This is a genomic window from Clostridium thermosuccinogenes (genome assembly GCF_002896855.1).
Lineage (GTDB): Bacteria > Bacillota > Clostridia > Acetivibrionales > DSM-5807 > Pseudoclostridium > Pseudoclostridium thermosuccinogenes.
This window is the reverse complement of the sequence record NZ_CP021850.1, coordinates 2906133-2926840: the sequence shown is the minus strand read 5'-3', so window position 1 is coordinate 2926840 and position 20708 is coordinate 2906133. Positions and strand designations below refer to the sequence as shown.

Below are 20708 nucleotides of genomic sequence, written 5' to 3'. Positions count from 1 at the left end.
ATTTTCATTTTGTTCTTACAAATAATACAAACATTGATGATCTGACCTGATGGCTTAGAAGTTCAATTGAAACTCAACGGGATTATAAAAACATCGCGGACATAAAAATGTACTCCAACGGCTAAGCAGCACAGGTCCTCGGGTAAATAATACTGTTCCAAATTTAATTGCTTGATAAAGTCATTTTGTGAGAATAATTATATATGAAATATGGAAGGAATGATGAAAAATGAATCCAGGGCAAAAGATGTTTTATAATTTTTTCATGGAACGAGTGAAAGAAGATAAAAAAGATGAGGCCAAGGCATTGTTGGAGGAGAGCTTTGCACGTCAAGACGCAGGAACATTCGATAAAGCATATTTTCAGGAAATGATGCCTAAATACTTTGCAGTTATAAAACCGGATGCAATTGAAGAATTGAAGCAGGCGATGGAGCACTTTGCTTCAAGCTTATAAAAAGGCATTATGAGCGGACGTATTAAAGAAAGTAAATGCGTCCGCTTTTATTTTCAAAATATATTTCAATTAATCGTCAAAATAAATTTCTATAGTACCTCCTCTGTCCAAGGGTGTTCTTGAGGGGATGGCATCCTTTTTATGTCCTCAAGATGCGTGAAGTACGCAGTAGGAATGCACAAGCCTATTTTTTAAATAATCCATTGTATACCTAATTGCTAATATCCTTCTTGCCAAAACTTCTAACAGCTATTATGCTACCCAAAATGCACCACATAGCCAATACCAATAGGGCAACTGCAATTCCAATATCCTCCGCACCCCTTGCAATACCTGAAAGGCTATGGATTGCTGATGCAGGTATTATGCTGATTAAAATATCCTGGATATCACTAGGAAATATCTTTATAAAGCTTGGCAGAAACATAATCAACAAAGGCGACACAATCCCTCCGGCTGTGTTCCTAAAAAAGAAGCTTGCGCAAATTGCCAGAACAGTATAAGTTATGGGCATAAAAATGCATCCGAAAAGGAACCTCATCACCTGATAGATTGACGGAAAAGGTTTATTGAATATCCTTATAATCAAATACCCATTACCCATAGAAAGCAGGCTCACAATCAATCCTATGATTACTGATATGAACAAATAAGCTACGAGCTTTGACATAAAATACTTTTTTCTGTTGGGTATTAAACTGGCATATATCTGAATGCTTCTATTTTGAAACTCTCTACCGATTTCCATAGAGACAAAGATGAATAAAAAAATTGTAGCTACATCTATGCTCAACATGTTTATATTAATAACTTCCATGGCGGAAAGGTCTTTGATCCCTCTTCCTTGGATGATCATTTGGTTAAACGGGGCGTTTGGAGCCGGCAAGACTTCATGTGCATACGAATTGAAGAGGCGAATCCCAAATTCATATGTATACGATCCGGAAAACATAGGATATTTTATATTCAATAACATTCCAAATGAAATGAAAAAAGCTGACTTTCAAGATTATGAACAATGGAGAACCTTTAATTATTCAATATTAAAAGATATGTATAGAAGCTTTTCCGGGACAATTATCGTTCCCATGACCATAGTGAATCCGCAATACTATGATGAAATAGTCCAGTGCCTGATTGACGACGGTATCCGCATTAAAGCACTATATTCTTTATGCTAATAAAACCACGTTGCTAAAGAGACTGAACAGGCGGCTTCAAAGAGGAGATACATGGGCGAAGAGAAATATCGACCGTTGTATTAACGCTTTTGACAATCATATTACGGAAACAAAAATAATAACAGATGAAAAATCAATTGATGATGTGGTGGAAGAAATAGCTGATAAGAGCGGGATCAATCTTCTCCCGGACAGGAGAGGGCGTTTAAAAAAGGAGATTGATAGGACTATTGTGCTTTTAAGGCATATCAGGTAATCTGTCGAATACAAAGAGAGAGGCGAACGCCATATGGCAATGCCTTAAATGCAAAAGGGAGTTTAAAAACATAAATCAACACCATTACTGTGGTGAGCTGCCGAAAACGATTAATGGCTGAATTGCTGCACAACCGGAGGATGTCCAGCCATTATTAAATCAAGTGCAGGATAGGATATTGTTCATTTAAGTGTATATGATTGTATTAGAATATCTGAAAGAAAGCTGCCAGTGCTTATACCACACGTTTTGAAGTGGCGTTTTCTCTATAGGATATGCAACATATAGCAGCTATACATAATGGTTTTTGAGAACCCCTGAGGAGCAATCCAAAGGGGCTCTTTATTTAATGATAACCCACTAAATGCAATAGAATGAAAGCCTTAATAAATTCATAACTTGACAGATATAATAAACATCTATACAATCATTTTGTTTGAACGGTCGGTAAAAAAGGAGAATTTATAGAAAAAAAGGAAAAGAAATAAAAATCGTTCACTTACCATCTATGCTGTACTGAAAGAGATAAGTAATCTTTAAAGATTCCATATTGTGATTTATAAGAATATTAAACTTAAGCACTAGTGAAGAAGCAAGATTTCTAAATCATTAATGTATACCTGGATAAGTTTGGTATTTATTTACAGTTTGGTGAGACACAGACAGTAAAATACAATATGGTCTTAAAAAATTTCTTAAAATTAAGGCTCGGTTAAGGTTTGCAGTCTATGATATCAATTGTAAGGTAGCTACCTGCAAATAACTAAACGGAGGTAATATCAATGAAAGGAAAACTTTTCAGTACGGCAAAAAGAAAAATTGCTATTATTACTATTTGCTCATCGTTAATGATTATACTCGGTGCGACAACCGTATTTGCTGCGACCCAGGGTGCGAAGATGGTTAAGGATGGCAAAGTTCATGAGGCTGCGATTAAGGTTAAGGAAGGACTTCCTGCCGGTCAGCAGTTTAGAGAAGGTGAGGAAGCTGCTGTGAAGAACATTGCTGATACCAGCGAAGCTCCTAAGGGTCCAATAAAAATTAAAGATAGTGAAGTCCCTGCAGCAGCAATTAAGGTAAAGGAAGGGCTCCCTGCCGGACAACAGATGAATAAGTAAAAGATAATTTATAGTGACAGGAGGCAAAGGTGATATTTCGGTATCTCTTTGCCCCTTGTCACAGATTATTCGTGAGGGGATAAAATGAGAGTTTTATTAGTAGAGGACGAAAAATATATAGCACGGGCAGTAGCAGAGGTTTTGAAGAAAAATCATTATACTGTCGATTTGGCTCATGATGGAGAATTTGGATTGGACTGTGCTCTCTCAGGTATATATGACATTATCATCCTGGACATTATGCTTCCTAAAATCGATGGTTTTTCAATATTGAAAGAAGTACGCAGAAAAGGCATTGTAACCCCCATTATTCTGCTTACCGCAAGAGGTGAAATCAAAGACAAAATTCAGGGACTCGCCCTTGGCGCCGATGATTATCTTGCAAAGCCTTTTCATACTGATGAACTGCTTGCACGTTTGCGTGCACTGGGAAGACGTAATACAGTGCTGGCTTTTGATGGCAACCTGAATTTTGGAGATATTTCGTTGTCGCCCCATACACTGCTGCTCAGTAAAAATGGAAAAGAGGTCAAACTAAAATTGAAGGAAGCTCAGTTAATGGAGCTTCTGATAAAAAATAAAAATATGATTGTTTCCAAGGAAAGCGTTATTGAAAAGATATGGGGTTATGACGAAGACGTGACTGATAATCATGTGGAAGTATACATTTCCATGTTAAGAAAAAAGCTATCCCAGCTATCGTCAGGGTGCGTAATACAAACAATCCGTGGAATTGGTTATGTTTTAAAAGAAGGAAGGAAAAGCAGTTAAAATGTTTAAGAACTTGCGCAATAGATTTTTGCTACTAAATATGATTGTTACTTCTTTAGTCATGCTTGTTGCATTTGGTGTGGTATATATAACTACCTATAGAAATATTTATGCGGAAAATCAACGAAAATTAAACAGTATAGTCCCAATACCGATGTCAAGGCCGGATAATTTACCTGAAATATCGAATGATGATGCACAGGAAGAAAAGGGGATAATATTATCGAGAGTGCCCAATATAAATTCTTCTTCGTCATTCCTTGTCCGTACTGATATAAATGGAAATGTGGTGAAGATAGATTCTTTTATTGAACTGCCGAATCAAATTTATTATGAAGCCACAGATTATGCTTGGAATAATAAAAATAAATCTACTGTAAATTTAGCTGGCCGGCTTTGGATGTATTCAATAACTAAAAACCCTGAGAATATCACAACAATGAGCAGTGACGGAACCAGTCGTCAGGAGGTTTATTACAGAGTTGCCTTTTTGGATATAACAGATACCCAAAAAACTCTGAATGATTTGCTTGCTACATTTGCTGTAATTAGTGTTATTTTGATAGTTGTTATTTATTTTATCAGCAGATTTTATTCTAACCAAGCTATAAAGCCTATTGCTGAAGTATTGGAAAAACAACGGCAATTCATAGCAGATGCCTCTCATGAGCTAAAAACTCCTTTGTCCATTATTACTGCGAATTATGATGCCTTGCTTATTAATCAGGATGAAACAATAAGAAGTCAGAAAGAATGGCTTGACTACATGAAAATCGGTATGGAAAAGATGGCGAGGCTGATAAATAACCTTTTATCCTTGGCAAAAGTAGAAAATGTGAGCATTAATGTGGAAAGAGCACCTTTTAATATGAGCGAGACAATATTTGAGGTAATGGCATCTTTTGAAGTAATGCTGAGTGAAAAGAAAATTACATTATCTCACTCCATTGAGCAAAACATTGTTATAAACAGCGATATAGATATGGTGAGACAATTATTCTCAATCCTATATGAGAATGCTATAAAATACACAAATATAAATGGAAGCATTGATGTGACGCTGGTAAAATCGAAAAAAAAAGCGTTACCTGCTCCATTAAGAACAGTGGAAAAGGAATTGCCCCTCAGGACATTTCAAAAATTTTTGACAGGTTTTATCGAGGTGATCCTTCGCGCACAGGCGAAAATGAAGGGTTCGGGCTTGGACTATCCATTGCAAAAACGATTGTCAATCGTCTTGGGGGTGATATAACCGTAGAGAGCAAAGAAAATAGCTGGACTATGTTTACATTTACACTTACAGATATTGTATAATGGCGGAGATTGTATTGAGCCCACGAATGGTAATATAAAGATAAAAACAGCCTAAGACATCAATCCGAGCAGATTTGTTCTATGTGGAGATAAATTGCTTGATGCTGAAAAATAAAATCTGTAAAGCTTTTAAAATACTAATTTTCATGATGTGAAGTCATATTGTCGACTCGTCTTAAATGTACCGTACCTTGTTGCAAACGGTAGCGTGAATCTCATTGCCTTGTGGCCTCTACAAGGATGATAAAAAGGTTGGATATGTTATTGACAAATTTAGTACTATATAGTACTATGCTATATAGCAATATACTATATAGGAGGTGATTGCAACGAAAACTTACGGCGGTTTCCTTATATCCCAAATCCAGCATTTAAGCAGGCGAGTATTTGAAAAGCTGTTAAAAGAAAGCGGTGTTGACATTTTCAATGGTGCGCAAGGCCGTATACTTTATGTGCTGTGGGAGCATGGTCAGTTAACAATCACGGAGATCGGGCGGCTGACTTCATTGGCTAAAACAACACTTACAAGCATGCTCGACCGCATGGAAGCTGGAGGGTTGATAGTAAGAATACCCGACAAAAGAAACCGTAGGCAGATATTTATATCGGTGACGGAAAAAGCAAACGAATACCGTGAAAAGTATGACTGGATATCGGATAAAATGAGCGAAATATTCTATGATGGCTTCACAGATGATGAGATTATCGGTTTTGAGAGCCAACTCAGACGAATCATCAAAAATCTTGAAAAGGAAGGAGTTTAAGAATGATGGAAAAAGTATCTATCGGCCCGGAGAATAAATTATGCCCGCAAACATTGTTTCTGTATGGTACATATAAAGAGGACGGAACACCGAACTTTGGTTTGTTCTGTTGGTTCAGTTATTGTTGGGATGGCGAATTGGGCGTTATGGCTTGTATCGGCGGCGAAAAATTGACAAAAGATCGTATACGGGCAAGCAAAGTGTTTTCTGCTAACCTTGTCAGTGAATCCATGCTGCATCTTGCGGACTATTTAGGCAACACAGAGGGATATAAGACTGGAAAAATGGATATTCCTATTGAAATCGAACGCGGTTCGGTATTGAATGTTCCGGTACTAAAGAATAGCCCGTGGGTGTTTGAGCTTGAAGTTCAGCATTCCATACCACTGAATGACGGTGAGGTATTTTTATGTAAAATCCACAATACATTAGTAGCCAAAGAACTTATAGATAACTCGATAAGTGCAGAGGAACGGTTGCGTATGGCTGCCCCTGTAATGTGGATTGGAGAGGGACAATATTATACACTAAACTACACAACTTTGGGCAAAACCGGCGACTGGAAAGACTTATTCAGTAAAAAGTAACAGACAGCTCGAGTTTTGGTATTATACTTTTGTTACACAAACAAGTTCATATGATAAACGGATGGATGATTTTTCATAGCCTATCCGTTTATTTTTTTGAGCGCCTATTTTACAAGTCTATACAACAATTATGGGTTGCACAAATGCCGGAATTGTGAAAAAGCATGGCAGTCCCGTCAGAATTCGAAACAAAGGTTATGAGGAATACGGCTGAAATCTAAACCGGTACTTTTGAAGTAGCTTGAAACACCATTTTGATACAATATTCTAATGCTTTTCTATTCGTTTATTTTATAAAGGTTAGGGTGGGACTTTTTTGAACACCCTTTTTGTCGGGAAGTTATAGTCTTATGTAGTGGTGTAAAATCGGCAGCGTAATTCCGGTGGTAAATATTGTCCTTTGACAAACGAGCCACGATATGGCATCTACTTTATTAGGTCTCACAAATCAATAAGGTAGAGGAGGTCATATCGTGGCTACAAAAGATATAATGCCATTAATCGAAGAAATTTTCAAGGTTTATGGAGATGTAAAAAATGGAGATTTTATGCGTGAGACCATGGCATTCATCCTACAAAAGCTGATGGAGGCTGAAGTAACGGCAAAAATCGGCGCTCAAAAGTATGAGCGTACCGATGAACGGAACAACCATCGCAACGGTACCCGTACCAGACCCTACGAGACCCGTCTGGGAACAATTGAACTAAAAATACCGAAGCTGCGTGAGGGAAGCTATTTCCCAAGTTTCTTGGAGCCTCGCCGCATGTGGGAAAAAGCACTGGTCAATGTAATTCAAGAGGCCTATGTCCATGGGGTCAGCACTCGCAAGGTGGATGAACTGGTTCAAGCGCTTGGGATGGAAGGGATTGATAAGAGCGCCGTATCCCGTATCAGTCAGGAGCTGGACGAACATGTCCAAGGGTTTGTTCACCGCCCTTTGACATTACAATACCCATATTTACGGCTAGATGCAACCTTTCCAAAGGTCCGTGAAGGCGGGCATGTAGAAAACATGGCACTGGTGGTTGCAGTAGGTGTGAATGAAAATGGGGAACGAGAAATACTGGGCTTTGATATAGGTATGGCAGAGAGTGGTCCTTTTTGGACAGACTTTTTACGCCGTTTGGTAAGCCGAGGCCTAAGAGGAGTGAAACTGGTCATCAGTGACGCCCATGAAGGCCTGAAAGGGGCAATAAACGAAGTATTAAGCGGTTGTGCATGGCAGCGGTGTCGGGTGCATTTTATGCGTAATGTATTATGCCAGGTACCTCGCAAACAACAAGGAATGGTATCGGCCATTGTTAGGACTATTTTTGCTGCACCTGATCAGAAGGCTGCAAAAGAACAACTATACACGGTTGTTTCCCAGTTGAAGGACCGATTCCCCAAGGCAATGGAAATCCTGGAGAATGGGTGCGAGAATGTGCTGCAGTACATGGCCTTTCCATCGGAGCATTGGGCACAGATCCATTCGACAAACCCGTTGGAACGGTTAAACAGAGAGATACGGCGAAGGACAGATGTTGTGAGCATATTTCCAAACCGCCCGTCGGTACTACGACTGGTAGGGACATTACTCATTGAGCAGCATGAGGAGTGGCAGATTGGCCGTAGATATTTCAGCAAGGAATCAATGAACAAGGTAGTAAATCCAGCGCTTGCTCCCTATACTCTGTCGTCGACATCACTGCTGCACAAATAAAATGCTTGCTTTTTTAGCTGATTCCTGAGGTGGTTTTCCTATACGGACTTCCGCATAGGCAGCGTCCGCCATGCTATAATGGAAAATTACGGGGGATGTGGTAAACTTAAGCTTGCTTCTTCCCTTCATCCCTCGGCACTAAAAACAGGGCATGGCGGAATGTGGTTGTCAAGGAAAAGCCTGTTTTTGGCCCTTGACAACCACATTAGCGATAATATCAGAGACCAAAGTAGATGCTAATTTACACCACTTGACAAGACGCTATCGTCGGGAATATAGGTAAAACCAATAATAGAGAAAAATAAAGTGCCTCTCAATCAAAAAGTTTTGCAAAATGCTAAAATTATGTTAACTAAATAAGCTGATTTTGACATTCATAATAAGAACAGGGGAGATAATCCTCTTGAGTTCTATTTTTAACTTTATGAAAATTGCTTATTGAAAATAATTTTATATTAACATAATCTATCAATGGTATATCACTTTGGAAAGTACTTTCCACTAATCGAGAATGGAGATTGTGATAAGTATGGAATTATATGAGTATGTGAAAGAAACATATCCAAACATTTGCCAGATATCAGCCAGCAGAGATGGAGAGGTTTTTTGCAGAGAAACCTGGAATGGCTACAGCTTTGCAAATAAAGTGCATGCTGCCTCTGTAACAAAGAGCATCATAGGATTGTTGATAGGAATTGCCATTGAAAAGAGATTAATAGAAAGCGAAAATGCAAAAGTTCTGGACTTTTTCTCGAATTATAGCATAAAGCGAGGCGAACGAACGATACAAGAGATTACATTGCATCATTTGCTTACAATGACAGCTCCATATAAGTTTAAATCAGAACCATGGACAAAAGTATGCACAAGTGAAAACTGGACTAAAGAAGTCCTTGATCTATTGGGCGGCAGAAAAGGATTAACAGGAGATTTTAAATATTCTACTTTAGGAATCCAAATATTGAGTGCAATAATAACTAAAGTCAGTCAAATGCCAACTATTGAATTTGCCAATAAATATCTGTTTGAGCCTTTGGGTATAGAGAGGCGGCAAAGTATTTCCGTACATAGCAAAGAAGAACATATTGAATTTGTTACATCCAAAAGCCCCAAGAAAGCGGTGTGGTACTGCGATTCTTCCGGTATAGCGTCAGCAGGCTTTGGACTTTGCTTATCAGCGGATGAAATGCTGAAGATTGGGCAGATGTGTCTCGACAAAGGAATATATGGATATAAGAGAGTTGTTTCAGCAGAATGGATTGAGCGAATGCTATCGCCTAAAGTATCTTGCGGTGAGAAGTTTGGATATATGAAATACGGTTATCTTTGGTGGATTGTTGATGAGGAGAAGCAAATATTTTCGGCAATAGGTGATGGTGGAAATATCATCTATATAAATGGTGCAAAAAACATAGTTGTATCTATTACATCAACATTTAAGCCATTAGTTTTTGATAGAATTGAATTCATCCAAAAACACATTGAACCATTAGCGGGCGTTCAGTAATCGGAAAATCGTAGTTCCTCCTAAGAATAGAGCTTAAAAGCAGTCAGATTTATAGCTGAGGAAGTAATTGCCGGAAAGAAAAATTTTGCTCCGGATTTAAAGAAAAGTATTTTTAGGACGAGACATATGATTTTCATAAAAGACCACATGGGCAAATATATTTAGGAGAGATATGATGAAAAAGTTTCGATTTTATGAGGTTCAACTATATAAAATTTCATTGGTATTTGTATTTAAAGCATCTGTAAGTGCAGGTGCTTTTCTTATTACCCTAATTTTGGAAAGCCCTGTCCGTGGGTATGTTCATAATCTTATTTAGGTCAGATGTTGCTAGAGCCTAGCTACAACAGGCATATTTTTACTTGTTGCTAGAAGGGAAAGCAAGTGAGATGCCTGAGAAAATAGGTGGAAGGCAGTTACTGATAAAGGAAGCAAAATTAATATTTATGATTTCACAGCAAAATTTCAATAATATATGGTAAAATGTAGTAAGATGTGAGTTGTACCGTTAAGGCAGTATCCCATAAAGCAGAGCTTCAGGTAGAATCTCAAAAGTACATGATTTATAGATAAGATACTAAGTGCTTTTAAGGTGAAGAAAAAGAGTAAAAGATTTTAGCTCACTATTGAATGAATTTGCTAATTTTTTATATAAAGGTATGCTAAAGGAAAAGAAAAGGCAACGAATTGGCCAATAATCCTTAAAATTTGTCATAGGTTTTCCGAAATGCCATATGGGATGATAAATACACTTCCAAAGCTATAGAGCAATGGATAAGAGTTTCATATTTGAAGAGGTGGTTATGGAATTCGGATGGATTAATCTATTTGGCGCAGCTATAGTAATCATTCTGTTAATACCCAATATTTTCTATGCTATTAAAAATAAGGACATAGAAAATAGATGCCGTAATAAGATTATGAATGCCATTGAGCAGATAGGCAGATACGGCTGCATAATTCTTATGTGGCTTCCGCTGTTTGTATGGAAGTTTGAGTTTAAAAGCTTTGAAATATTTCTTGCTTACCTTGTGAGTGAAGGCTTGCTGCTCTTTGCATACGTTTTTATTTGGATTCTGTATTTCAAAAAGAGAAGCTATTGGAAGGCCATGGCTCTTGCAATTATACCGACATTCATTTTTTTGATCAGTGGTTTGGCTCTTCATCATTGGCTTCTGGTAGTTTGTGCAGCTATGTTTGGTGTTGGGCATATTTATGTTACTTATATAAACAGCCGGTGATTTATTGAAAAGAAGAAGATTCCTCGTAATATGGAAATAAAAGTTAATATTTACTGATATTTGATGAATGCTGATGTGTCTGTTTAATTAAAATCGGCCAAATATTGTAGATATGTCACGGATTGTGCTGGTCATGATGCCAAATATGCAGTCAGTACGCCATATATTCCTGTTAGAGGTGAAAAGCTGAGCTGTAAAGCCGGAGTATAGCTATCTTTATTATATAGAGAAAAAATTGTTGAGTTGTGCCAAACAAGAAGCATGGATTATATTGGTAGAATGTTTGGACGTCATTGACAGCGGCATGGAAAAGAGAACTATCTTAAGTTGGGGGAAACAATGGGGATTAAAGTTAAGAACATAAATAAAAAATATCATTATTATGTAAATACAGGCTTATTCAAAAGAGAAAAAAGATACATTAATGCTGTGAAGGATGTAAGCTTCGATGTAAATAACGGAGAAATATTGGGCTTGGTAGGTTCCAATGGAGCAGGAAAAACTACTATAGTCAAGATGACTTCAGGGATATTGCTTCCGGACAGCGGTAAAATTGAAGTGAACGGCGAAGATCCCTTTAAAAAAACTAAGAAATTTAAAAAAGACGTGAGCCTTTTACTGGGTCAAAAAGGAAAGCTGCACCCCGATATGTCCATATATGAAATATCTTTGCTGTATGGTTCCATGTATGGATTATCAAAATCAGAAATCCTTCGCAGAATTGATGAAATGTCGGAGATTTTAAATCAGGAAAAGCAACTGTTAGAAAAGCAGACCCGTTCCCTGTCTCTAGGGCAAAGGATGAAGGGTGAAATTAGTCTTGCCTTTATAAACAATCCTAAGGTTATTTTCTTAGATGAGCCTACATTGGGATTAGATGATAAATCGAGCAGAAACATTAGGGTGTTCTTAAGAGAATACTGTAAGAAAAACAATGCATCTATTATTCTCACGAGCCATAATCTTCAGGATATTAAAGATATTTCTACCAATCTTCTAATTATAAAGGAGGGTAGGGTTGTTTATTTAGGCAAAATTGAAAATTTACCCAATGAATTTGATAACAATGTACGTTTAAGCTTTACAATCGACAGTTCTAAAAGAGAAAAGCTGGAAAGGCTGTATCCTACGATTAAAATTGATAACGACAGGTGCCATTATGAATGCAATAAAAATGATGTGGATCAAATTCTGAATGAATTATATCAGATTTCAAAAATAACAGAGTTAACCATAGAGGAAAAAGAACTGGGAAATATGATAGAGGAGTTATTAGAACGTGAATAGGAAATTTTACCATAATGCAATAAAATTCCAGGCAAACTTATTTTTTAAATACAAATCATACGTAGCATTATCCTTTTTAGGTGATTTAGCAATACCTATAATTATTAATGTATTGTTTATTGTGGGGGTAATTTCAAAAGATACTTCATACTCGATTCCCAAAATCATCATATATGTGGTATTGACAAATGTGCTGTTTACCGTCACTATGACGGACATGGAGAATCGGATTTCCTATGATATCAGATCATATCAGCTTGCTTATAAGCTATTGTCTCCAATAAGCCCTTTAAGGAATTATATAGTTAATGACTTGGCGATAAAGCTTGTAAAAACTTTGACCTTTTATGTGCCGTTTTTGGTGGTTATTGCTTTCTTCGAGCGTGTATCTGTAATGACCATCTTGCTTACTGTAATAAGCATATTGATCGCATGCAGCATCGGATACAGCATCTCATTTATTATAGGCACGCTATCCTTTTGGCTCACAGAGATTTGGGGAATCAGCGCCATTAAGAACCTGGTAATTGCAGCATTTTCGGGGACAATATTTCCGCTTTATATTCTGCCGGAGCATGTCCAGTCGATTATATATAAAACCCCTTTTCCGTATATAAGCTATGTGCCTACTTCTATTTTGATGGGAGAGCATACTTATATAAACGCATGGAATACAATACTAACCGGCTGTCTTTGGTCTTTTGCGCTTTTAGTTCTAAGCAAGGTCTTATGGAATATAGGAATAAAAAAATACGAAAGTGTTGGGGTGTAAAATGTTAACGGCTTCAATAATTTTTGGTGTGAGAAAAGCTTTAAGATATAGAATTAATTTGATAAGTTGGTTTATAGCAGATTTTTCGCTCTATTTCTCCGTAATAATATTGTATGAGCTATTGTTTACTAGATTCAGTGATTTAGGCGGATTTGATAAGACTCAAATGGGTATGTATATATCTACCTATTTTCTTGTAAACAATATTTTTGCAATATTTTTTTCAGAAGCTGTTTCGATATACGGAGATTCTATAACGAACGGAAATTATGTATATTATTTATTGAATCCATACGGCACTGTAAGGAGTATTATTTCATTGAATTTCAATTTTGCACCACTGTTATCAACTCCATTTTTACTGGCAATAAATATTTACTTTATGTTAAAATTCGAGCTTCAGCTGTTCAATGTGTTAATTTACTATTTAGGTATAATCAGCGCAGTTTTCATAATGACCTTTTTTATGCTCTTATTGTATTCACTTTTGCTGTTTGGCATACGGTTGGGCACTGTCAGTGCTGGGATTTCACAATTATTTTCTATAGCCGAAAAGCCTAACACGACCTTTAATGTAAAAGTGAGAAGATTCTTTACATATATTATTCCTGCATTTATGTTCAGTGCAGTCCCAAGCAGTATAATAATCGGAAATCCTGATAAGAATGAAATCATTGCCTTATTTGTTCTGCCACTAGCTTTCTACTTGTTATTTAAGATTGTTGAAGCTTTTGGCTTGAAAAAATATAACGGTGATGGTTACTAAAATGATGAATTAGTAAACTAAAGATAAAAGAAGGCTTAGGTACAGGGCTTTCTGGTGATATCAGAAGCACGGCAGGAACAAGCCGTATATCGAAAAGAATTTGCATACATGGTCTTTTTATCGTCTGGCTAAATACATAGAATATATAGCATATAGCAAAATTAGAAGGTGTAAAAGTTGAATATGTGAATCCAGAATATTCAAGTCAAAGATGTTCATGCTGCGGAGAAAGGGTGTCTCGAACTAAAGATTTCATAGCTAAATCATATTTCCAAAATATAGGGGTGTTCTTAATATTGGATATTATTTATTACATCACTATTCGCTCCCGGTATGTGAATTATTTGAGGCGGTTTATTGTGCAATAAAATGGGCGCGGTCAGGCAGAGACGTCATAAATAGAGAACCATCCTGTTTACCGTATCAGTGCCACCTTATCCGCTAAGTGAATCCTGTGTCATAAATAGAAAGCCAGCCTGTTTAACCCTCGGTTTATGTTTTTGAAACAATACCGAGGGTATGTTTTTATAACAACCATGCATAGCATTATGTCACCTGAATATTCAGCTATCCCTGTGGATTAAGAAATCAACTGTATATGCGTCAAATGTTCTTTATGATTTATCTCACTTGCCCTGTTGAGCATATTAATGATATTATAATCACGGGTATCAATTTTACTAATATCTGCATTAAAAAGAGTTCACATGTGCAGTGAGAATCAAGATTTGTTGAGGCAGGATGGATTTCTTATGGAAAAAAACGATAACTCGAAAAGGACTTATGAGGCTATAATCGATTCAATAAAAACTGATATAATGAACGGTAAAATAAAACCGGGGCAAAAACTGCCACCGGAGCGTGAGCTTGCCAAAAAGTTCAATGTCAGCCGTACATCAATCCGTGAGGCGTTGCGCACATTGGAAATACTCGGCGTCATAAAAAGCGTTCAGGGTTCCGGCAATTACATTACGGGAGATTTTGAGAAAAGCCTGATTGAATCCATGTCCATGATGTTTTTGCTTCAGCAGATTGACAGTCTCGAGTTTTTTCAGTTTCGTGAAGCGCTCGAACTGAAGGCTGCAATGCTGGCAGTCCGGAATATTGATGATGAAAAGATCAGGAAGCTTGAGGAGATTTTAGCGGAAATGGCTCAATCGGAAAATGAAGCCAACCGTTCGTCATTGGATAAGCAGCTTCATGACACCATAGCGGCTGCCTCTAAAAATTCAATGATTATACAGATACTTAATATTCTTTCCGAGGTCATCAGCCAGGATATCAAGCAAAGGCGCTCTGAGATATTAAGTGATCCTCAGAATATCAAGCGTCTTCAAAAGATCCATGAAGAAATGGTATTCAGCCTGAAGCAGAGAAATGCACAGGCTACTTATGCCGCATTCACAAAACATTTCGATCTTATCGCGGAATATATTAAAACCAGCAAAAATAGTTAAAGAAGCAACCAATATAGTCAAATAAAATAGCCTATATAGTTAAAATAGCAATATAGCTAATTAAAGTCGTTAATATAGTTAAAAAAATAACTGATATAGTTAAATAAATGTCCAATATAGTTAAAGAAATATCTATTGTAGACAAGTTCATCGGCATATTGTAATATATAAATAGGATATTGGTACGACCAATTGTTCAAAAATACATTTGTCTTCATGAAGATCCCTCGAAAGAATATTGTTAATAATATGGATATGGCAGCATGGGTGTCATTTATTTTTTGCACCCTAAATTGGTCATACCAATTTTGTGTAATACATTTTCGACCGAATTATGCCCGAAACACAATAAGAAGCGAAAAACGCAGAAATGAGGAGAGTACGGAATGAATACCATAATACTGTTTCTTTTGGCGCTTGTACCTATCTTATGGCTTATCGTATCCCTGGGAATCTTAAAATGGCCAGGTTATAAGGCTTGTCCCATTGCGCTTGGATTGACGGTGGCACTTTCAATCCTGGTCTGGAAAATGAGTGTGATTGACAGCCTGACAGCGGCGTTGGAAGGTGTTGCTCTTGCCATATGGCCAATAACTCTTATTATTATAGCGGCAGTTTTTACCTACAATTTATCCGTTCATACAGGCAGTATGGATTTAATCAAAAAAATGATTACCGGTGTCACTACCGATAAGAGAATCCTGGTGCTCATACTTGCCTGGGGCTTCGGAGGCTTTCTTGAAGCAATAGCCGGCTTCGGAACTGCAGTCGCCATACCGGCCAGCATTATGATTGCACTGGGTTTCGAACCATTGTTTGCTGCCGTGATTTGTCTTGTTTCCAATACCATAGCCACCGCTTTTGGGGCTATCGGCACTCCGGTAATTACATTGGCGAAAGTTACCGGACTGGAAACTACGCAGCTTACCTATGCGGTTGCCCTTCAACTGCTTCCGCTTATCATCCTTTTACCGTTTGCCCTTGTAATGATTACCGGCAAATCTTTAAAAGCGATTAAAGGCGTATTTATGGTGACTCTGATATCCGGTGTCTCCTTTGCTGTCCCGCAACTTTTCATCGCCAGATACCTCGGAGCTGAGTTGCCGGCTGTAGTTGGTTCTGTTTGTTCCATGGCTTCTACAATAATTGCAGCAAGGCTCCTAAATAAAAAGTCCAAGAAGGCAGGCTTTTCCCAGGCGGAATATCAGATTGAAGCAGCAAAGGCCAATTCTCAACAAAAGCCTATTTCCTTCAGGGAGGGCTTTAAGGCGTGGCTGCCGTTTATATTGGTTTTCATCTTCATTCTTGGCTCCTCAACCCTTATACCATCGGTAAACAAGGCATTATCCGCCATTAAGACCGATGTGCCCATTTATACCGGCGAGGGAGCAAAACCATATACTTTCAGCTGGCTGGCAACCCCCGGAACACTGATAATTATTGCGACTTATCTGGGAGGATTGCTCCAGGGAGTGAAGTTCGGCGAGATAACAAAGCTCCTGGTTAAAACAACAAAACAGATGACTAAATCCGCCATAACCATCATATCCATTATTGCTCTGGCAAAAATCATGGGTTACAGCGGAATGATCGGTTCCATCGCAACCGTGCTGGTCATGATTACCGGTTCATTCTACCCGCTGATTGCTCCAATTATCGGTGCTTTGGGAACCTTTGTCACCGGGAGTGATACTTCTGCAAACGTGCTTTTCGGCAACCTTCAGGCTGAAGCTGCCAAAGCATGCGGAGCCAACCCGTACTGGATAGCTGCCATCAATACAGGCGGTGCTACAGCAGGTAAGATGATTTCACCTCAAAGCATCGCAATCGCAGTGGCAGCAACAAATCTTCCGGGAAGGGAGGGCAAGATTCTTGGAAGCACCATTAAGGTTTGTATCGTTTATGTAATCATTCTTGGGCTGATCAGTTATTTCTGCGGTCCATTGTTCGGATATTAGTTTGGAAAGGGGAATGAGCATGAATATTATAGTATGCATTAAGCAGGTACCGGGGTCCAACAAGGTAGAGGTTGATCCAGTAACCGGTGTTTTGAAGAGAGACGGTGTCGAATCCAAAATGAATCCTTACGACCTTTATGCTCTTGAAACTGCATTAAAACTAAAAGAGACTTACGGAGGCACAATCAAGGTAATCAGCATGGGACCTCCTCAGGCCATGCAGATTATTAGAGAAGCGTATGCCATGGGAGCGGATGAGGGAATTCTTCTGTCGGACAGAAAGTTTGCCGGTGCTGATGTTCTGGCAACCAGCTATACTCTGTCCCAGGGCGTCAGGGAAGCCGGTGAGTTTGACCTCATTCTCTGCGGCAAGCAGACCACAGACGGCGATACTGCGCAGGTAGGGCCTGAAATGGCAGAGTATCTGAAAATACCAAGCGTATCGAATGTCAAGAGAATAGTAAGCGTTGAAGATGGTGCCATAACTGTTGAAATGGATATGGCGAACACCATTGAGATAGCCAGGGTTAAATTCCCATGCCTTCTTTCAGTGGAAAAAGACATTTTTATGCCGCGGCTTCCGTCCTATGTAAAAATGAGGGCGACAAAAGACAAGGAAATAAAGGTCATAGGCTTTTCAAGCCTGAAGGATCAGGACGAGATGAAATACGGCCTTAATGGCTCTCCCACTCAGGTTCAGAGAATTTTCCCTCCTGAATCCAATATTAAGCGTGAGCTCTGGAACGATTCAGCAGAGGAGCTGGCCGACAAACTGTTCAACAAGATCAAAGAAAGCAAGTTTATCTAATTGGGGGGTAGTAAAATGGCGAGATTAGTGATTCATAATGAGAAGATAACCGACAGGGATGCCTTTATAAAGATTTGTCCTTTTAATGCCCTGGAGATTAAGAACGGAGCAGTCGAAGTCAATGGCTCGTGCAAAATGTGCAAGCTCTGCGTCAGAAAGGGTCCTGAGGGAGCTGCCGAAATTGTGGAGGATCAGCCGGTCAAGTCCATTGACAAATCGGCATGGAAGGGCATAGCGGTTTATGTTGACCATGAGGACGGAATAGTTCATCCTGTAACCCTTGAGTTGATCGGAAAGGCCAGAGAATTGGCAAATAAGATTAATCACCCTGTTTACTGCATATTCATTGGTGCCGGAATCGTTGATAAAGCCGAAGAGCTTCTTCACTACGGCGTGGACAATGTTTACGTTTATGATCATGAGGCTTTTAAGCATTTCAGAATAGATACCTACACCTCCGCTTTTGAGGATTTTGTTAAAAATATCATGCCGACAGCAATTCTTGTTGGTGCAACCAATGTTGGACGCCAGCTGGCACCCCGGGTTGCTGCACGCTTCAGAACCGGACTGACAGCTGACTGTACGGTGCTGGATATAAAGGAGAACACAGATCTGGTCCAGATAAGACCGGCCTTTGGCGGGAATATCATGGCTGAAATCCATACTCCCAACGCAAGGCCTCAGCTTGCAACCGTCAGATACAAGGTGATGAATGCGCCTGAGAGAAATGCCGAGGCTAAAGGTAAGGTTACGGTCTGCGATCTGTCAAATGTCGTTCTGAATTCTGATATTGAGGTTATAGATGTTGTTCCGAAGGCTAAAGAGAAATTTATAGAGAACGCGGATGTGCTGGTTGTTGCAGGCAGAGGCGTTAAAACACAGGAGGATCTTAACATGATCCATGAACTGGCCGACCTTTTGGGTGGTGATGTTGCCTGCACAAGGCCTTTGATCGAATTAGGATGGTTTGAAGCCAAAAAACAGATAGGCCTTAGCGGAAGAACTGTAAGGCCGAAGCTCATCATCACCTGCGGTGTGTCAGGCTCGGTTCAGTTTGCGGCCGGTATGAACAATTCGGAAATGATTGTAGCCATCAATAAGGACGAGAAGGCACCCATATTTAAAATTGCCCATTATGGCATAGTGGGAGATCTTTATGAAATTCTTCCCAGGCTGATAGCCAAAATCAAAGCGGAAAAGGGGGCATAAATAATGAAATATAAAGTATTTGACGAGAAAGACTACCTCGAAATCAGAGATATTATAAATGATGATGAACGCGTGTTTTATAAGGAAAGAATAAGTGAAGATTACAGCCATGACGAGCTTGGGGATATTCACTGCTATCCCGATATCGTTGTTCAGGTTCTGTCTGCTGAGGAAGTTTCAAAAGTCATGAAATATGCCTATGAGAACAACATACCTGTAACGCCAAGGGGGTCCGGAACAGGTCTTGTTGGAGCGGCGGTTCCCGTTTGCAAGGGTATTGTAATCGATATGAGCAGAATGAACCACATACTTGAGCTGGATGAGGAAAATCTTACCGTCACCGTTGAGCCTGGGGTTCTTCTAATGGAGCTTTCCAAATTTGTAGAGGAACACGACCTGTTCTATCCTCCGGATCCTGGCGAAAAAACAGCCACCATCGGTGGTAATATAAATACTAATGCGGGAGGTATGCGCGCAGTTAAATACGGTGTCACCCGTGACTTTGTAAGAGGCCTTGAAGTAGTATTGCCAAATGGCGATATTGTGGAATTTGGAGGCAAGGTGGTTAAGAACAGCTCGGGCTACTCCATGAAGGACCTTATCGTAGGTTCGGAGGGTACCCTCGGTATAGTGACAAAGGCGATATTAAAGCTTTTGCCGCTGCCCAAAAAGGCCATCAGCCTTTTAATACCTTTTCCGACACTTGAGCAGGCAATCCGTACTGTTCCTCTGATTATCAAATCCAAGACCATTCCTACCGCTATCGAGTTCATGCAGAGGGAAACAATTATTGATGCGGAGGAATTCCTTGGCAAGAAGTTCCCGGATAATCAGTCCGATGCCTACCTTCTTTTGAAATTTGACGGCAACTCGGCGGAGGAGATTCAGGCCAGCTTTGATAAGGTGGCAGATATCTGTCTGGAGCAGGGAGCGCTGGATATTCTGTTTGCTGATACCGACGAACGAAATGATTCCATATGGAAAGCCCGTGGTGCCTTCCTTGAAGCAATTAAGGCATCTACAACCTTAATGGACGAAGTCGATGTGGTTGTTCCAAGGAACAAGGTCAGCGAGATGGTTGAATTCAGCCATCAGCTTCAGGACAAGATCGGTATACGAATAAAGAGCTTTGGCCATGCCGGTGACGGAAACCTGCATATTTACGTTCTTAAGGACAACCTGACAGAAGAGGAGTGGAAAAAGCGCCTTAATCTCGCCATGGACGAGATGTACAAGAAGGCGAGGGAATTGAACGGCCAGGTATCCGGTGAGCATGGTATCGGTTATGCCAAGAAGCCATATCTCAACCAATCTTTGGCGCCTGAAATCCTCGAAATCATGCGTGGTATCAAGAAGGCCTTCGATCCAAAAGGTATCCTGAATCCCGGCAAGGTTTGCCAATAGTTTTCCAAAACTGAAAAAAATAAAACAACAAAACCCTGAAGACGGAATGTTTTCAGGGTTTTGTCGTATCAATGCACCAATTTAAAACTAGCTATTCAATATTTAGCACAGATGTTCTATAATAATGTGTATATTGCGTCAATGAAAG

At 39.2% G+C, this 20708-nt stretch carries 21 protein-coding genes and 1 pseudogene; 21 read left to right on the top strand and 1 reads right to left on the bottom strand.

Features of this window, described 5'->3' with window-relative positions; all coding sequences use genetic code 11:
* Nucleotides 1–229: 229 nt before the first annotated feature.
* A complete protein-coding gene (locus CDO33_RS12760; protein ID WP_103082841.1) occupies nucleotides 230–457 on the top strand; it encodes a hypothetical protein in 228 nt (75 codons plus the stop codon).
* Between the two features lie 211 nt (nucleotides 458–668).
* Here the strand turns inward: CDO33_RS12760 and CDO33_RS12755 are convergent, their stop codons facing one another.
* On the bottom strand, nucleotides 669–1274 hold the full coding sequence (locus tag CDO33_RS12755) for an ABC transporter permease (protein ID WP_103082840.1): 606 nt from the start codon (nucleotides 1272–1274) through the stop codon (nucleotides 669–671).
* Here CDO33_RS12755 and CDO33_RS21290 point away from each other — a divergent pair.
* The 20 genes and pseudogenes from CDO33_RS21290 (at nucleotide 1252) to CDO33_RS12665 (ending at nucleotide 20560) form a co-directional block, all read left to right on the top strand.
* Nucleotides 1252–1638 (top strand): hypothetical protein, encoded by a 387-nt coding sequence (locus CDO33_RS21290; RefSeq protein WP_242974812.1) that lies wholly within the window; start codon nucleotides 1252–1254, stop codon nucleotides 1636–1638. The genes CDO33_RS12755 and CDO33_RS21290 overlap by 23 nt on opposite strands.
* Before the next feature lie 10 nt (nucleotides 1639–1648).
* Complete coding sequence (locus CDO33_RS21285) at nucleotides 1649–1894, top strand: hypothetical protein (protein WP_242973958.1); 246 nt, start codon at nucleotides 1649–1651, stop codon at nucleotides 1892–1894.
* 782 nt (nucleotides 1895–2676) lie between these two features.
* Complete coding sequence (locus CDO33_RS12745) at nucleotides 2677–3012, top strand: hypothetical protein (protein ID WP_103082839.1); 336 nt, start codon at nucleotides 2677–2679, stop codon at nucleotides 3010–3012.
* An 84-nt stretch (nucleotides 3013–3096) separates the two neighbouring features.
* Nucleotides 3097–3783 carry a response regulator transcription factor gene (locus tag CDO33_RS12740; protein ID WP_103082838.1) on the top strand — a complete coding sequence of 229 codons (687 nt, stop codon included), beginning with the start codon at nucleotides 3097–3099 and terminating at the stop codon, nucleotides 3781–3783.
* Between the two features lies 1 nt (nucleotide 3784).
* Nucleotides 3785–4558: pseudogene (locus CDO33_RS21585) on the top strand (histidine kinase dimerization/phospho-acceptor domain-containing protein); the annotation flags it as partial.
* A gap of 293 nt (nucleotides 4559–4851) precedes the next feature.
* A complete protein-coding gene (locus CDO33_RS21275; protein WP_338053266.1) occupies nucleotides 4852–5097 on the top strand; it encodes a sensor histidine kinase in 246 nt (81 codons plus the stop codon).
* Between the two features lie 320 nt (nucleotides 5098–5417).
* Nucleotides 5418–5861, top strand: coding sequence for a MarR family transcriptional regulator (locus tag CDO33_RS12730; protein WP_242973301.1), 444 nt, complete (start codon nucleotides 5418–5420; stop codon nucleotides 5859–5861).
* A 2-nt stretch (nucleotides 5862–5863) separates the two neighbouring features.
* Nucleotides 5864–6448 carry a flavin reductase family protein gene (locus CDO33_RS12725; protein ID WP_242973302.1) on the top strand — a complete coding sequence of 195 codons (585 nt, stop codon included), beginning with the start codon at nucleotides 5864–5866 and terminating at the stop codon, nucleotides 6446–6448.
* A 491-nt stretch (nucleotides 6449–6939) separates the two neighbouring features.
* Nucleotides 6940–8151 (top strand): IS256 family transposase, encoded by a 1212-nt coding sequence (locus tag CDO33_RS12720; RefSeq protein ID WP_192875030.1) that lies wholly within the window; start codon nucleotides 6940–6942, stop codon nucleotides 8149–8151.
* Between the two features lie 529 nt (nucleotides 8152–8680).
* On the top strand, nucleotides 8681–9658 hold the full coding sequence (locus tag CDO33_RS12715; RefSeq protein ID WP_242974034.1) for a serine hydrolase domain-containing protein: 978 nt from the start codon (nucleotides 8681–8683) through the stop codon (nucleotides 9656–9658).
* Between the two features lie 770 nt (nucleotides 9659–10428).
* The gene (locus CDO33_RS12710) at nucleotides 10429–10899 is read left to right on the top strand and encodes a hypothetical protein (RefSeq protein WP_242973304.1); all 471 of its coding nucleotides are present in this window, start codon (nucleotides 10429–10431) and stop codon (nucleotides 10897–10899) included.
* A 339-nt stretch (nucleotides 10900–11238) separates the two neighbouring features.
* Nucleotides 11239–12186, top strand: coding sequence for an ATP-binding cassette domain-containing protein (locus CDO33_RS12705; RefSeq protein WP_103083318.1), 948 nt, complete (start codon nucleotides 11239–11241; stop codon nucleotides 12184–12186).
* Nucleotides 12179–12958, top strand: a complete 780-nt coding sequence (locus CDO33_RS12700; RefSeq protein ID WP_103083317.1) for an ABC transporter permease — start codon at nucleotides 12179–12181, stop codon at nucleotides 12956–12958. Before CDO33_RS12705 ends, CDO33_RS12700 begins: the two co-directional genes overlap by 8 nt.
* A gap of 1 nt (nucleotide 12959) precedes the next feature.
* Nucleotides 12960–13724, top strand: coding sequence for an ABC-2 family transporter protein (locus CDO33_RS12695; protein ID WP_103102789.1), 765 nt, complete (start codon nucleotides 12960–12962; stop codon nucleotides 13722–13724).
* Nucleotides 13725–13876: 152 nt separating this feature from the next.
* A complete protein-coding gene (locus tag CDO33_RS21480) occupies nucleotides 13877–14092 on the top strand; it encodes a zinc ribbon domain-containing protein (protein ID WP_274540097.1) in 216 nt (71 codons plus the stop codon).
* Between the two features lie 384 nt (nucleotides 14093–14476).
* Nucleotides 14477–15181 carry a FadR/GntR family transcriptional regulator gene (locus tag CDO33_RS12685; RefSeq protein WP_161496558.1) on the top strand — a complete coding sequence of 235 codons (705 nt, stop codon included), beginning with the start codon at nucleotides 14477–14479 and terminating at the stop codon, nucleotides 15179–15181.
* A 386-nt stretch (nucleotides 15182–15567) separates the two neighbouring features.
* Complete coding sequence (locus CDO33_RS12680; protein WP_103082269.1) at nucleotides 15568–17139, top strand: L-lactate permease; 1572 nt, start codon at nucleotides 15568–15570, stop codon at nucleotides 17137–17139.
* Nucleotides 17140–17158: 19 nt separating this feature from the next.
* The gene (locus tag CDO33_RS12675; protein ID WP_103082268.1) at nucleotides 17159–17947 is read left to right on the top strand and encodes an electron transfer flavoprotein subunit beta/FixA family protein; all 789 of its coding nucleotides are present in this window, start codon (nucleotides 17159–17161) and stop codon (nucleotides 17945–17947) included.
* A gap of 15 nt (nucleotides 17948–17962) precedes the next feature.
* A complete protein-coding gene (locus CDO33_RS12670) occupies nucleotides 17963–19156 on the top strand; it encodes an electron transfer flavoprotein subunit alpha (RefSeq protein ID WP_103082267.1) in 1194 nt (397 codons plus the stop codon).
* Between the two features lie 3 nt (nucleotides 19157–19159).
* Nucleotides 19160–20560 carry an FAD-binding oxidoreductase gene (locus CDO33_RS12665; RefSeq protein WP_103082266.1) on the top strand — a complete coding sequence of 467 codons (1401 nt, stop codon included), beginning with the start codon at nucleotides 19160–19162 and terminating at the stop codon, nucleotides 20558–20560.
* The last annotated feature ends 148 nt before the right edge of the window (nucleotides 20561–20708 follow it).